Source organism: Acinetobacter lwoffii (assembly GCF_024129855.1).
GTDB classification, from domain to species: domain Bacteria; phylum Pseudomonadota; class Gammaproteobacteria; order Pseudomonadales; family Moraxellaceae; genus Acinetobacter; species Acinetobacter lwoffii_L.
This window is the reverse complement of sequence record NZ_JAMXXC010000012.1, coordinates 52,816-66,193: the sequence shown is the minus strand read 5'-3', so window position 1 is coordinate 66,193 and position 13,378 is coordinate 52,816. Positions and strand designations below refer to the sequence as shown.

The 13,378-nt window shown below is 46.0% G+C and carries 14 protein-coding genes; 7 read left to right on the top strand and 7 right to left on the bottom strand.

The window, feature by feature from the left end:
• Positions 1-57 precede the first annotated feature (57 nt).
• Genes NI465_RS10370 through ubiG form a run of 3 tightly spaced genes read right to left on the bottom strand, consistent with a single transcriptional unit; the run spans position 58 to position 2,258 of the window.
• A complete protein-coding gene (locus NI465_RS10370; RefSeq protein ID WP_005094903.1) occupies positions 58-804 on the bottom strand; it encodes a YciK family oxidoreductase in 747 nt (248 codons plus the stop codon).
• A 39-nt stretch (positions 805-843) separates the two neighbouring features.
• On the bottom strand, positions 844-1,533 hold the full coding sequence (locus NI465_RS10365; RefSeq protein WP_253145192.1) for an HAD family hydrolase: 690 nt from the start codon (positions 1,531-1,533) through the stop codon (positions 844-846).
• Positions 1,530-2,258 carry a bifunctional 2-polyprenyl-6-hydroxyphenol methylase/3-demethylubiquinol 3-O-methyltransferase UbiG gene (gene ubiG / locus NI465_RS10360; protein ID WP_004729050.1) on the bottom strand — a complete coding sequence of 243 codons (729 nt, stop codon included), beginning with the start codon at positions 2,256-2,258 and terminating at the stop codon, positions 1,530-1,532. Before ubiG ends, NI465_RS10365 begins: the two co-directional genes overlap by 4 nt.
• A 227-nt stretch (positions 2,259-2,485) precedes the next feature.
• Between ubiG and NI465_RS10355 the strand changes: the two genes are divergently transcribed.
• Entirely contained in the window at positions 2,486-3,100 is a 615-nt protein-coding gene (locus NI465_RS10355; RefSeq protein WP_004281236.1) for a thiol:disulfide interchange protein DsbA/DsbL, read from the top strand.
• Between the two features lie 54 nt (positions 3,101-3,154).
• On the opposite strand, the gene NI465_RS10350 is transcribed toward NI465_RS10355, so the two are convergent.
• Positions 3,155-3,856: a TetR family transcriptional regulator gene (locus NI465_RS10350; protein ID WP_085064426.1), complete on the bottom strand. Its 702-nt coding sequence runs from the start codon at positions 3,854-3,856 to the stop codon at positions 3,155-3,157.
• A gap of 210 nt (positions 3,857-4,066) precedes the next feature.
• Between NI465_RS10350 and rph the strand changes: the two genes are divergently transcribed.
• Both rph and NI465_RS10340 read left to right on the top strand, forming a co-directional pair.
• Complete coding sequence (gene rph / locus NI465_RS10345; protein WP_004281238.1) at positions 4,067-4,783, top strand: ribonuclease PH; 717 nt, start codon at positions 4,067-4,069, stop codon at positions 4,781-4,783.
• A gap of 182 nt (positions 4,784-4,965) precedes the next feature.
• Entirely contained in the window at positions 4,966-5,163 is a 198-nt protein-coding gene (locus NI465_RS10340; RefSeq protein ID WP_004281239.1) for a hypothetical protein, read from the top strand.
• A 99-nt stretch (positions 5,164-5,262) separates the two neighbouring features.
• Here NI465_RS10340 and nadC read toward each other — a convergent pair whose 3' ends face one another.
• The gene (nadC, locus tag NI465_RS10335; protein ID WP_253145190.1) at positions 5,263-6,108 is read right to left on the bottom strand and encodes a carboxylating nicotinate-nucleotide diphosphorylase; all 846 of its coding nucleotides are present in this window, start codon (positions 6,106-6,108) and stop codon (positions 5,263-5,265) included.
• A gap of 182 nt (positions 6,109-6,290) precedes the next feature.
• Between nadC and ampD the strand changes: the two genes are divergently transcribed.
• Together ampD and murJ are read left to right on the top strand one after the other, a co-directional pair.
• Complete coding sequence (gene ampD / locus NI465_RS10330; RefSeq protein ID WP_004729058.1) at positions 6,291-6,881, top strand: 1,6-anhydro-N-acetylmuramyl-L-alanine amidase AmpD; 591 nt, start codon at positions 6,291-6,293, stop codon at positions 6,879-6,881.
• 60 nt (positions 6,882-6,941) lie between these two features.
• Positions 6,942-8,492, top strand: a complete 1,551-nt coding sequence (gene murJ / locus NI465_RS10325) for a murein biosynthesis integral membrane protein MurJ (protein WP_213686593.1) — start codon at positions 6,942-6,944, stop codon at positions 8,490-8,492.
• 125 nt (positions 8,493-8,617) lie between these two features.
• On the opposite strand, the gene NI465_RS10320 is transcribed toward murJ, so the two are convergent.
• Positions 8,618-8,776 carry a DUF1328 domain-containing protein gene (locus tag NI465_RS10320; protein WP_004647174.1) on the bottom strand — a complete coding sequence of 53 codons (159 nt, stop codon included), beginning with the start codon at positions 8,774-8,776 and terminating at the stop codon, positions 8,618-8,620.
• Positions 8,777-8,968: 192 nt separating this feature from the next.
• Here NI465_RS10320 and NI465_RS10315 point away from each other — a divergent pair, with 192 nt between their 5' ends.
• Positions 8,969-9,421 (top strand): YcgN family cysteine cluster protein, encoded by a 453-nt coding sequence (locus tag NI465_RS10315; RefSeq protein WP_253145188.1) that lies wholly within the window; start codon positions 8,969-8,971, stop codon positions 9,419-9,421.
• Between the two features lie 19 nt (positions 9,422-9,440).
• Here the strand turns inward: NI465_RS10315 and NI465_RS10310 are convergent, their stop codons facing one another.
• Positions 9,441-11,579, bottom strand: a complete 2,139-nt coding sequence (locus NI465_RS10310) for a putative bifunctional diguanylate cyclase/phosphodiesterase (protein WP_253145187.1) — start codon at positions 11,577-11,579, stop codon at positions 9,441-9,443.
• A 263-nt stretch (positions 11,580-11,842) separates the two neighbouring features.
• On the opposite strand from NI465_RS10310, the gene NI465_RS10305 reads away from it, so the two are divergent.
• Positions 11,843-13,117, top strand: coding sequence for a replication-associated recombination protein A (locus NI465_RS10305; RefSeq protein ID WP_180087177.1), 1,275 nt, complete (start codon positions 11,843-11,845; stop codon positions 13,115-13,117).
• Positions 13,118-13,378 lie beyond the last annotated feature (261 nt).

Sequence of the window (13,378 nt, the reverse complement as noted above, 5' to 3'; positions counted from 1 at the left end):
TGACTAAAAATGAAATAAAAAGGGAGCGATTGCTCCCTGAATGACAGACAGAATTACTTAATCCTGTGCATCAATACTCTGGCCATTCATATGCAGACTGTCGTTACCCATCAAATATAGATAAGCCGGCATGATTGAATCGGGGGTAGGCAGGGTTTTCGGATCTTCGTTCGGATAGGCCTTGGCGCGCATGGCAGTCCGCGTTGCTCCGGGATTGATGCAGTTATAACGGATATTTGGATGTACCTGCTCTTTGGCAAATAACTGGCTTACCGCTTCAATAGCAATTTTAGAAACCGAATAGGCACCCCAGCGTTCGCGGGCTTCGCGGCCTACACCTGAGCTGGCAAAAACCACAGAAGCATGTTCGGATTTGGATAATAACGGTAACAGCGCTTGGGTCATGACAAAGGGTGCACGCAGATTGACCGCCATCACATCATCCCAGACATTGACCGGATAATCCGCCAAGGGAACCCGTTCGCCTAAAATGCCGGCATTGTGCAGAATGCCGTCCAGACGACCAAACTGACGGTCTAGCGTATCGAGCAAAAGCTCATAATCACGTTCTGACGCACTCGATAGTTGTAGCGGCAAGATGGCAGGTTGCGGCGCACCCAAACTTTCAATTTCATCATAAATGACTTCGAGCTTGTTTAAGGTACGCCCATGCAGCACCACAGTTGCGCCATGCAAGGCATAACTGATTGCTGCTGCACGTCCAATGCCATCGCCCGCACCTGTGATTAGGATGATACGATCCTTGAGCAGATCGGGGCGAGGTTGATATGCTGAATATTTCATTATCTACCTCCTCACTTCTTATTATTTAGTGTTAAGCGTTCAAGATACCGCAGTATGCTGCTTCAGTACTAGTGTCTGAATCAATTGATGTAATTCTGTCACAGTATGCACGATATGGTCGGCCTGCCAGGCGTTTAAATCGTCTTTGTATTGCAACGGCAAATAACCATAAGCAGCCAGAATGGTCAGCATCTGGGCATGACGGCCGGCATCAATATCTCGGGGATGATCTCCGACATAGATACAGTCTTCCGCGGCAAGATTCAGTTGCTTGGCTGCCAGATACATCGGTTCAGGATCGGGTTTGGTCCGAGTGACATCTTCCGGACATACCAGCACTGCGCAGCGTTCACTCAGGTTCAGCGCTTGCAGTAAAGCCTCGCTGAGCCAGCGCGGTTTATTGGTCACAATCCCCCAAGGAATGTCATTTTCCTCTAGCTTTTCAAGTAATGGATACATGCCATCAAACAGATCGGTATCGACCGCAATATCTGCGCCGTACATGTCCAGAAAGCGCTGACGGTGTTGCAGAAAGACCGGATCTTCCAGTTGCAGTTCCGGATAAACCAGTTTCACCATAGCGCGAGCGCCTTCGGAGACCTGGGTACGAATCAGCTCGGGTGCAACCAGTGGGCGGCCTTCTTCACGGCACATCTGCTGGATAATTCGGATAAAATCGGCAGCGGTATCAATCAGGGTTCCATCTAGGTCAAATAAAACGGCTTTCATGCTGTGGTCTCTGCTGCGCTATCTTTCACGGTATAAACCATGTAGTTCACATCAACATTCGGTGCCAGCCAATAACGCTTGGTCAGCGGATTATAGTGCAGACCGGTCATGTCTTTGAGCTTTAAACCAGCGTTACGAATATCATGTGCCAGTTCAGACGGCTTGATAAATTTGCTGTAATCATGGGTGCCTTTGGCCAGCATGCGCAAGACATATTCTGCCCCGATAATCGCAAATAAATAGGACTTTGGATTACGGTTAATGGTCGAGAAGAATACATGACCACCTGGCTTGACCAGCTTGTGACAGGCCTGAATAATCGATGCCGGATCTGGCACATGCTCTAGCATTTCCATGCAGGTCACGATGTCATATTGGCCAGCCTGTTCCTCTGCCAGTTGCTCAACCGGCACCTGACGATATTCAATATTGTTCACACCTTCCTGTTCGGCATGGATGCGTGCCACATTTAAAGGGGCTGCGCCCATATCAATCCCGAGTACATCGGCACCGCGTCGCGCCATGCTTTCGGCCAGAATACCGCCACCACAGCCGACATCCAGCACTTTTTTGCCGCTCAGGCCTCCGGCATGTTCATCAATCCAGTTTAAACGCAGTGGATTAATCATGTGCAAGGGGCGGAACTCGGAATGCTGATCCCACCATATAGCTGCAAATGCTTCAAACTTGGCAATTTCTTGTGGATCAACATTCAATTGCGACATCGGTGTCACCTCAATCAGTCGTGATTAACTAAAAATATGTATGTGCCGAATGGCCAGAGAAACTGATTTAAAACCTTGAAAATCAGTCCGATGGTTTAGTGTAGCGATTCTGGCAGAAAAAGCGATAAAAGCAGCAAAAAAGTTCACAGAATGAAAACGAAACCGGCATAATTGATTTATAGTGAACACATAAACTAAGCATAATGATTTAGAGGACGATAATCCGAATGAAAAAATTCCTTTTAGGCGCTGTTGCCGCATCTGTTTTGGCCTTTTCAGGCAATGCTATGGCCAATTTTGTGGCAGGTCAGGACTATCAGGTGGTTGCAAAACCAGTCAAAGTCGAAAAACCGGGCAGAATTGAGGTACGTGAATTCTTCTGGTACGGCTGTGGTCACTGTTTCGCGCTTGAACCACATATGCAGGGCTGGTTGAAAAAATTACCAAAAGATGTACGTTTTGTACGTACGCCGGCTGCAATGAATCCACTCTGGGAGCAGGCAGCGCGTGCTTATTATGTGTCTGAAGCATTGGGTGTGCGTCAAAAAGCACATTTACAATTATTCCATGATATTCATGATAAGCAACGTCCAATTTTAGAACAGGCGCAATTGGCCAAGTTCTATACCCGCTATGGTATTCCTGAAGCGAAATTTAACAGCACTTATAAATCTTTCCCGATCACTTCGAAAATTGCCCAAGCCAAAAATCTGGCTGCTCAGTATCAGTTAAGTGGTGTTCCGGCAGTGACCGTGAATGGTAAATATATTGTGCAGGGTAATGATGCCAAAGTCATTCAGGTGGTGAATTACTTGATCGAAAAAGAGCGTAAAGCCAAATAAGTCTGAACTGACGATCAGTAAAAAAAACCTGCATCATGATGCAGGTTTTTTTATTTAGGCAGGGGGAATGACCGCTTCATTGAGCACAGGGCTTGCGGTTTCAACTGTTTTGGCAGGTCGCCGGTACCAGTGCAAAATGCCACGTAGCAAGAGCTGCATCTGTAGCACGCTTTGGGTTTTAAAGGCATTGGATTGAGCGCGGCGCAGCTCTGGATCAACCTGATGCTGCAGATGAATCCAGCCCATGGCCCAGTTCAGGGACAGTTCAATCAGCATCTGTGCCAGAGCCTGCAAGTCCTGTGATGCCTGAATATGTCGGGTAGATTGCATCTTGGCCAGTTCATGCATGACATCTTCAGCCAGAAAATGAATTTCCCGTTCAATGCCGACACGTAACACGTCCGAACCGCCCCAACGTTCTGCCACAAAAAAAATCCAGGGTTCAGGATGATATTCGACGGCCTGAAAGAAGAGCTCAAGCCCGGTGTGGGTTCGAGTATTCGGCTGATACAGATAAGCCTGCCCCAGCTGATTGAGTACGCCCTTGATATGAATCGCAACCTGATCCAGCAATTCCAGACCCAACTGGTTCATATCCTGAAAGTGCCGATAGAACGCCGTCGGTACTACTCCGACTGCATTCGCGACTTCACGTAGGCTGATCGTGCTGAAAGCGCGGCCCTGACTGCTGAATGCTAGTGTCGCATCGAGTAGTGCCTGATGACTTTGCTGCTTGCGATCTTCACGTAAGGACATAAATGGGTTTCCTGTCACTGGCTTCCCTCATAGGGAGTTTTAGTCTAGCAAAAATTAAATCAAATCGTAGTGCCACAGATCGGCAGAATTTTGACATCTCGTAGCGAGCTGATGCATTGATTTTGTAAATGAATCACCAGGCTGCCTAATCTTGGCAAAGGCTTCTGCTATACTGAGCCGCAATTATTTTGAACCCATACAGGACTTATTATGCGTATCGACCAGCGAGCATTAGATCAATTACGTGAAGTGAAAATTACCCGTAACTATACACGTTATGCGGAAGGCTCTGTATTGGTTGAATTTGGTCATACCAAAGTACTCTGTACTGCCAGTGTGGATAGTTCTGTACCGCGTTTCCTCAAAGGTCAGGGCCAAGGCTGGGTGACTGCTGAATATGGCATGTTGCCACGTTCAACTCATACCCGTAGTGACCGTGAAGCGGCACGTGGCAAACAGAGTGGCCGTACTCAGGAAATTCAGCGTCTGATTGGTCGTAGCTTGCGCTCAATGGTCGATCTGAAAAAGCTGGGTGAAAATACCATTACTATCGACTGTGACGTAATTCAGGCTGATGGCGGCACCCGTACTGCAGCGATTACTGGTGCTGCGGTGGCTTTGGTCGATGCCATGAACGTCTTGCTGGAAAGAAAGAAAATCAAACATGATCCATTAAAAGGTTTGGTGGCTGCGGTTTCTGTGGGTATTTTCAAAGATGAAGTATTACTGGATCTTTGCTATGAAGAAGATTCAAACTGTCAAACCGATTTGAACGTGGTGATGACTCAGGCTGGTGAATTTATTGAAATTCAAGGTACTGCTGAAGATAAGCCATTTACCCGTGCACAATCGAATGCCATGCTGGAAATGGCCGAGAAAGGCATTCAGGAACTGGTGAAAAAACAGCAAGAAGCTCTAGGCTGGTAATCCATCCCATGTTAATAAACGCATCTCTGGATGCGTTTTTTTATGCCTGAAATTTCACTCTGCACCTGTATTCAAAAACTACATTACAAAACTTCCTGACAAAAAGTCGACATGAATCGGCTATATCTGAACTGGTTTTGCATCGATATTGGATCAGATGAGAACACAATGAGGAATGCGACATGAAACAGTGGCTTTGTGCAATTTCATTGCTGGGCGTGTTTGGATTAACTGCCTGTGACTGGGGCAATAATCGTGAAGATGACGAGCGTTCAGTGTTAAATCAGGATCGTGATGAGGATAACGGAAGATATAACGACCGTGATGGTGACGATGATGACCGCGATCGCCGAGGTAATCGGGATGACGATGATGATTAAGGTCTAAAATAGAAAATTGAGCAAAATATACGCAAAAAAATTTTCTAAAAATAAAAAAGGGTGCTTCGCACCCTCTACGGTCATCTATCCCATTTAGGTTTAAGCATTGAAACGCATCGACAGATCAATGGCTTTGATATCTTTGGTCAATACACCCATAGAAATATAATCTACGCCGGTACTCGCGACTTCACGTAAATTATCAATGGTGATGTTGCCAGAGGCTTCCAGTTTGCAGCGACCAGCTACGTGTTGCACTGCATCAATCATTTGCTGCTGACTGAAATTATCCAGCATTACAATATCAGCCTGGGCTTCGAGTGCCTGATTTAGTTCATCCCAGGTTTCGACTTCAACTTCGACAGGCTTACCCGGTGCAATTTGATGGGCCTTGGCAATCGCCTGCGCAATGCCACCCGCTGCCATAATATGATTTTCTTTAATCAAGAAGGCATCAAACAGGCCCAAACGGTGATTCTGGCCACCGCCAATGGCCACGGCATATTTTTGTGCGATACGCAGACCCGGAAGCGTTTTACGAGTATCTAATAATTTGGTGTTTAAACCTTGCAGCTCTTTGACATAGTGGGCGGTTTTAGTCGCAACCGCAGACAGCGTCTGGACAAAGTTTAGCGCAGGGCGCTCCACGGTGAGTAAGCTACGTGCAGATCCGGCCAGTTTTAAAAATGCTTGATTGGCTTGAACATGATCGCCATCATTTTTCAGCCAGATCACTTCAATACTTGGATCATAGGCCTGAATCAAGGCATTTACCCAAGGCTGGCCGGCCAAAACCATGTCTTCACGGCTAATGATAGTGGCAGTGGCCTGTTCATCTTCAGGAGTCAGCAGGGCGGTAATATCGCCTTCACCGATATCTTCTGAAAGTGCTTGTTGAATATTGATCTGAATGGACTGGTCTAGCAAAGCTTGAGATATGCGCATGAGTATTTCCGTATCTTTTTTAAGCCGTGAAAATTGCGCCTTATCTTAGCACCGTTACATAAAAGATGAGCGATTTTTCATCCAGTTTGCTGGGATGAATTGAGATTTCTCCTTGAAAGTTTTAGCATGAAGCCGGCTGCAATGCTGATCTTGCAGATTTTATTTTTGGGGAGAACGGTTTTATGCAACAGGCAGCTGAGTTTCAGGTCAAGGACGGGCAACTAATCGGTGCACGTCAAATCCCGTCTCCCAATTTTAATCAGCGGCCAGAACAGACCGAGATTCAATTGCTGGTGATTCACAATATCAGCCTGCCACCTTCACAGTTTGGCGGTGGTTATATTGAACAGTTTTTTCAGAATCAGCTGGACTGGTCCGTACATCCTTATTTTCAAACCATTGAAGGGATGCAGGTGTCGACCCATCTGCTAATTTTAAGAACGGGAGAAGTACTGCAATTTGTTAATTTCAATGACCGTGCCTGGCATGCCGGCCGCTCGAGCTATTTGGGCAAAAAAGAATGTAATGATTATTCGATCGGGATCGAACTGGAAGGCAGTGATGACTTGCCTTTTGCAGCTGAACAATATCAGGCCTTGGTGAAAGTCACGGCCTGTCTTCAACAGCATTATTCCAAGATTCAGCAGCATATTGCCGGACATTCGGATATTGCACCGGGCCGCAAGACCGATCCGGGACCATATTTTAACTGGGCTGATTTTCGTGCACAGTTACAGCATTATAAAAACACCTCAAGCTCGCTTGAGCGATGAAATTAAGCAATGAACTTCTGACAAAAGTTTCATTACAATAACCACAAATTTATACATTAGGTGAAGAGGATGGCGCTTTGGCGTTCGACCGTCATTGTCAGTGCGATGACCATGTTGTCACGCGTACTGGGATTGGTTCGAGATATTGTTTTACTGAATGTCTTTGGTGCTGGTAAAGACTTCGATACCTTCGTAGTCGCATTTCGTATTCCAAACTTTTTCAGGCGTTTATTTGCCGAAGGCGCATTTTCACAGGCATTTATTCCGGTACTGACTGAATATAAAACCAGTCGCACGCATACCGAAGTCCAGATCCTGATTAGCCGGGTGTTTGGCTGTCTGGCCACGGTCATGACCACGCTGACCATGGTCGCGATCATTGCTGCGCCATTGATTATGTATATCTATGCGCCCGGTTTCCATAGCGATCCTGAAAAGTTCGCTCTGGCGACCGACATGTTCCGCCTGACCATTCCTTATTTGCTGTTCATGTCACTGACGGCTTTTGCCAGCAGTATTCTGAACAGTTATGGCTCTTTTAGTACCCCGGCATTTGCGCCGGTCTTGCTGAATGTGGCGATGATTGCCGGGGCGCTCTGGCTTACGCCTTATATGGCCGAGCCGATTATGGCGCTGGGCTGGGCTGTGATCATTGCCGGTATTTTACAGCTGGCGATCCAAATTCCTGAATTGTGGCGTAAAAATCTGCTGATTCCACCGAAAATTGACTTCAAGCATGAAGGCGTTGATCGCATCATGAAGTTGATGCTACCGGCATTATTTGGTGTATCTGTCACGCAAATTAATCTATTGTTAAATACCATTTGGGCTTCATTCATGCAGGATGGTTCGGTATCCTGGCTGTATAGTGCCGAGCGTATGACCGAATTGCCGCTGGGTCTGATCGGTGTTGCAATTGGTACCGTGATTTTGCCGTCGTTATCGGCACGGCATACCGAGCAAAATCCGGAAAAATTCCGTGGCATGATGGACTGGGCAGCTAAAGTGATTGTGATGGCTGGCCTACCCGCCAGTATTGCACTATTTATGCTGTCGACCCCGATTATTCAAGCTCTATTTGAACGTGGCCAGTTCACCTTTGAAGATACCCAGATGACGGCTTTGGCGCTGCAATGTATGAGCGGTGGTGTGATTGCCTTTATGTTGATTAAAGTCTTTGCGCCCGGGTTTTATGCAAAGCAGGATACCAGAACCCCGGTGCGTGTCGGTCTGATGGCTGTGGCAGCCAATGCGATTCTGAACGTGATCTTTATCGGCTTGTTCAAGCTGATTGACTGGGAAGCGGAGCATATGGCCCTTGCGCTGGCCTCGACAGGTTCAGCGATGGTCAATGCTGGTCTGCTTTATTATTATCTGCATAAGCGTGATATTTTCCGTTTTGGTTCGCACTGGAAAAAAATCTTCCTGCAATTCATGTTTGCCAATGTGGTGATGATTGCGGCTCTGGCCTATGCCCTGAGTTGGTATAACGCAGATGTATCACAATGGATGCGTGTGGTAGAAGTATTGATCTTATGTGTTGTCGGTGTGGTAGCGTATGTTGCAGCCTTGCTGGTGGCAGGTTTTAGACCACGTCATTTAAAGCCTTAAGTTCATCTTAAAAGAAGTATTTTTGATCAAAACAGATCATTAAAATACCCATAAAAAAACAAGAGCCAGAAGGCTCTTGTTTTTTTTGAAAGCTAACACTTGCTTTGAAAAGGTCTAGCGTAAATCTAGACCTTGCCGCGCGAAAGAAAACCAACGATCGCAAGAATCACCGCAATTACCAACAAGATAATCGCAAAATCCTTAGACAAGCCTGCGACGCCACCGAAACCAAGTAGACTCGCAATTAATGCAATAACAGCAAAAATAATAGCCCAGCGAAACATATATATTCTCCATGTGTTTTTATTTTCAAATTTAGTATAGAAATAAACGATTCCAGCAACTGTTAGTGTTGTGTTGATGAACTGTCTCTGATTTAACAATAGTTTACGTGATAACAATAAAAATTTGAGACAGTAGGTCTGCAGGGTTCTGGCTGTTATAATCAGCTGATTTTTGAATATTCCGGCCCGATCATGAGCGATACTTTACGTCCCGAATTCTGGAAAAACTATTCACTTGCTGAACTGACGCAAGTCGAGTGGGAGGCCTTATGTGATGGTTGTGGGTTGTGTTGTCTGATTAAACTGGAAGATGAAGATACTCAGGAAGTCGCCTATACCAAAGTGGCATGTAAGCTACTGGATTGTAGCACTGCACGTTGCTCCAATTATCCAGATCGCTTGCAGTATGTGCCTGACTGTATTCAGCTCATGCCAGAGAAGCTGGAAACGATTCACTGGTTGCCTTCGAGTTGTGCCTATCGCCGGGTAGAGCAGGGCAAAAGCCTGCCATCCTGGCATTATCTGATTAGCGGTTCACGAGAAAGCGTGATTCAGGCACGCAAGTCGGCAGCAGGGCGCTGCCTGAGTGAAGCAGATATTCATCAAGACGACATTGAAGATTATATCGTACGCTGGGTGCGTTGAATCTGCCTGCGTGATTCGTTTATTGATCTGCCGGATGGAGTAGAGCCTGGGCCGAAGCACCGGCCATCGGACGATAGAAATAGAAGCCTTGTCCAATCTGACAGTCACAATGGATCAGGGTATCCAGCTGTTCTGTATTCTCAATTCCTTCGACCAGAACATCCAGTGCAATACTGGAGCCAATCTGGGTAATGGCTTTGACAATGGCCAGGGCAGATGGGTCACTGTTCATGCGTTCTACAAAGTTGCGGTCAATCTTGATGCAACCCACCGGATAGTCCTGCAAGCGGGTCAGCGAAGAATGTCCAGTGCCGAAATCATCCAGCGAAATCTGGATTCCGGCCTGTTTCAGCAGGTTCAGGGCGCGAACCACATAATTGGCATCATGCTCGGACAGGCTCTGTTCGGTAATTTCCAGTTCAACTTTGTGAGCTGGGATATCGAAATTGGACAGGCGTGCCAACAGTTTTTCGGCATAGTCATCGCGCAGGAATTCAACCGGTGCAGCATTGATGGAAATTGGCAACAGATCCAGACCTTGGGCCTGCCAGCGGCTCATGTCGGCGAAAACTTTCAGCTGCATGGTTTCACTGATGCGTGAGGCCAGCTCATAGTCCTGAAAGGCGCCAAAAATTTCGGAAGGTAACTGAATGTTCTGATTCTGATCTTGCCAGCGTAATAGCGCTTCAAAACCGATCACTGCACCATCAGAAAGACGGACCTTGGGCTGGTAATAGGGAATGATCTGATCGGCGAGAATAATCTTGCGTGCCAGAGTCAGCTGCTTGGTCATATTTTCCAGTGATCCACACATTTCCTGATTAAACATGCGGATGCCACCACGACCACTATTTTTCAGGTCATTTAAGGCGATATCGGCACATTTCAGCAGATTCGAGGTATTTAAGGCATCACGTGGATAGATGGCACAGCCTATACTCATGGCACTGCTGATGCTATTGCCGACATAATTAATGGGCTGATCTAGCTGGGCATAGGCCATTTGCGCCGTTGCCAGCAGTTGCTCTTCACTTTCCAAATTTTTGACCAGTACAACAAATTCATCACCACCCAAACGGGCGATGATGGTATTCGGACCGAAACAAGTCTGGAAGCGTTTGCCTAAGACATGTAACAGATGATCGCCGGCAATATGGCCCAAGGTGTCATTAATATGCCGGAAATAGTCCAGATCAATCAGCAGTAAACCTGCCATGGTCTGCTGTTGTTTGGCCTTTAACAGCACCTGCTTAAAGGTTTTATAGAAGGTACTGCGATTATACAGGCCAGTCAGTTCATCACGTTTAATTACTTCTTTTAACCGCGTTTCTGCAATTTTTTGCTGACTGATATTGCGTGATACACAGAGGATATTTTGGGTAATATTCTGCTGATCCAGAATCGGGGTCAGCAGATGATCCCAATACTGGATCGGTTGATCTTTAATCTGAACTTTGCTGGAAAAACGGCTGTTTAAGCCTTGGGCTGCCTGTTTCAGAGCACGTTGCCCGGATTTTCGGGCTTCAGGGCTTAAACGATTTAGCCAGCACAATGAACGGTCTTGATTTTGTCCTGCGGTCTCACTTACTTGTGCCAGACAGCCAGACTGGTTGCTATGTCGAATCTCGCCTTCAGGGCTGATAATGTTAATGCAGTCTGCGCTGGCATCCAGCATGTTTTCCTGGGTTGAAACAATCTGAGAAAGTTGCTGCTGGATTTCAAAATAATCATGCACATCGGTCAGGGAAACGGCCCATTGCAGCAAATGTTCAGGTTCATGATGAAATTTTACCGCCAGGCTACACATGCGATAATGGCTATCACTGCGTTTAATCCGGCACTGGGTTTCAAAATTCTGATGCTGATCCAGCGCAGCATGCCACTGCGCTAAAAATAGCTGCAAGTCCTCGGCATGGATAAAACTCTGCCATTGTGGATGACCCTGTTCATTCAGGTTCACGCCAAGATAATCAGTCAAGGCATCGTTAAAATATTGCAGATGTTTTTTGTTGCTGACCCACAAGGGTTGCGGTAAGGCATCGATCAGATTTTTTAATAAAACCGATTCAGACAAGTGAACGTGGGGTGCGATCAGTGATGATGACGTCAGTGGCTTAGACCGACTCACAGCTCCCTGTTCAAATTTATCATGCTTCATGCATTCACCACTACAACCCAAAAGTGCCCAAGGGGCGAGATAAGTTTCTTTTAATTAGAATAAACAATATGAAAATTACACTGTAATTAATTCACAATCAATCATGTTCAAATTATTCGCTTTTATAGAGATTAATTCATTCAGAATTAAAAAAATAGAGGATATCTCCATAAATTAATTTTTTATGCTTGATGTTTGCATTCTTGGAATCAAAACTGCTGGTGTTAGAATGAGATCATAATTTAGTTTGAGCCAATAATAACATGTCAGATAGTCATATCCCGCTTCCAGAACGTTTACGGCCACGTGACCTTACACAGATTATCGGGCAGGAACATTTGCTGGGGGAACATGCGCCCTTACGCCAGATGATTGATCAGGGGCATCTGCCTTCGATTATTTTCTGGGGACCTCCCGGAGTCGGCAAAACCACCATTGCCTTACTGCTGGCTCAAGCGGTAGACCGGCCTTTTATCAGTCTGTCTGCCCTGAATACCGGGGTAAAAGAACTGCGTGAAATCATTGCCGAGGGTGGCGATTTGCTGACACCCGTGGTATTTATTGATGAAATTCACCGTTTTAATAAATCCCAGCAGGACGCTTTATTAAATGCGGTCGAGAAAGGGAAAATTACCTTAATTGGAGCCACCACGGAAAACCCGTCTTTTGAAGTGAATAGTGCCTTATTGTCACGTTGTCAGGTATATAGCCTGAATGCATTGAGCGCTGAATCGATTCAGACTTTGTTGACACAAGCCTTGCAAAATGACTCTTTCTTGCAGGAAAGACATATCCTGATTGAAGAATTTGATGCCCTGATCCAGTTCGCAGCAGGAGATGCCCGCAAGGCACTGAATTTGCTGGATCTGATTGCTAGTACCTTTGAAGCGGATATGGAAAATATCATCACCAATGCGGTGGTGGTCAAAGTCGCACAGCAGAATATTGCCCGTTATGACAAGTCCGGTGAACAGCACTATGATCTGGTCTCGGCCTTTATTAAATCAATTCGTGGCAGTGATCCGGATGCAGCCTTGTACTGGATGGCTCGCATGCTCAAAGGCGGCGAAGATCCGGTGTTTATTGCACGGCGCATGTTGATTGCCGCATCCGAAGATATCGGCAACTCGAATCCAAATGCCTTGCTATTGGCTGGTGAGTGTTTCCGTTCTGTGCAAGCCGTAGGCATGCCGGAATGCCGGATTATTTTGGGACAATGTGCGGTTTATCTGGCGACCAGTGCCAAAAGTAACAGTACTTATCTGGCGATTAACAAGGCGATGGAACTCGCAGATAAAACTTCAAATTTGCCAGTGCCTTTGCATTTAAGAAATGCGCCAACCAAGCTGATGAAAGAGCAGGGCTATGGCGTGGATTATCTGTATCCGCATAATTATCCTGAGCATTTTGTGCTACAGGAATATATGCCGCCAGAACTGAAGGATACCAAACTGTATGAATCAGCACGTAATAAACGTGAAGTTGAAGGGGAGCGTTTACAGCAACGCCGTTGGCAACAGCAACAACAGCAGCAATAAAGCTGGGTATCCCAACTAATTGAACAGATTAAAAAAAAGCCCAATTCAAGGCGAATTGGGCTGAAAGTAGGATGTTTTTGAGGGAGATAACATCCTAGAGGGTAGAGGAGAAATTTGGTCGGAAAATATGGAGTAAAGTGCGTCAACTCACTGATTTGCCTGGTATGTGATAATATTAATACATGTAGTTTTTGATGTAAAAACGATCATTTTAATAATAAAAATTTATTTTTCCGATTAAAAGCCGGAAATAAAAAACCG

What these genes read in the sequence shown, in the direction of transcription:
- NI465_RS10315 (WP_253145188.1), top strand. Translation starts at nt 8,969, where the DNA reads ATGAGCGATACTTTACGTCCCGAATTCTGGAAAAACTATTCACTTGCT.
- ampD (WP_004729058.1), top strand. Translation starts at nt 6,291, where the DNA reads ATGCAACAGGCAGCTGAGTTTCAGGTCAAGGACGGGCAACTAATCGGT.
- rph (WP_004281238.1), top strand. Translation starts at nt 4,067, where the DNA reads ATGCGTATCGACCAGCGAGCATTAGATCAATTACGTGAAGTGAAAATT.
- ubiG (WP_004729050.1), bottom strand. Translation starts at nt 2,258, where the DNA reads ATGTCGCAATTGAATGTTGATCCACAAGAAATTGCCAAGTTTGAAGCA.
- NI465_RS10305 (WP_180087177.1), top strand. Translation starts at nt 11,843, where the DNA reads ATGTCAGATAGTCATATCCCGCTTCCAGAACGTTTACGGCCACGTGAC.
- NI465_RS10340 (WP_004281239.1), top strand. Translation starts at nt 4,966, where the DNA reads ATGAAACAGTGGCTTTGTGCAATTTCATTGCTGGGCGTGTTTGGATTA.
- NI465_RS10370 (WP_005094903.1), bottom strand. Translation starts at nt 804, where the DNA reads ATGAAATATTCAGCATATCAACCTCGCCCCGATCTGCTCAAGGATCGT.
- nadC (WP_253145190.1), bottom strand. Translation starts at nt 6,108, where the DNA reads ATGCGCATATCTCAAGCTTTGCTAGACCAGTCCATTCAGATCAATATT.
- NI465_RS10355 (WP_004281236.1), top strand. Translation starts at nt 2,486, where the DNA reads ATGAAAAAATTCCTTTTAGGCGCTGTTGCCGCATCTGTTTTGGCCTTT.
- NI465_RS10320 (WP_004647174.1), bottom strand. Translation starts at nt 8,776, where the DNA reads ATGTTTCGCTGGGCTATTATTTTTGCTGTTATTGCATTAATTGCGAGT.
- NI465_RS10365 (WP_253145192.1), bottom strand. Translation starts at nt 1,533, where the DNA reads ATGAAAGCCGTTTTATTTGACCTAGATGGAACCCTGATTGATACCGCT.
- NI465_RS10310 (WP_253145187.1), bottom strand. Translation starts at nt 11,579, where the DNA reads ATGAAGCATGATAAATTTGAACAGGGAGCTGTGAGTCGGTCTAAGCCA.
- NI465_RS10350 (WP_085064426.1), bottom strand. Translation starts at nt 3,856, where the DNA reads ATGTCCTTACGTGAAGATCGCAAGCAGCAAAGTCATCAGGCACTACTC.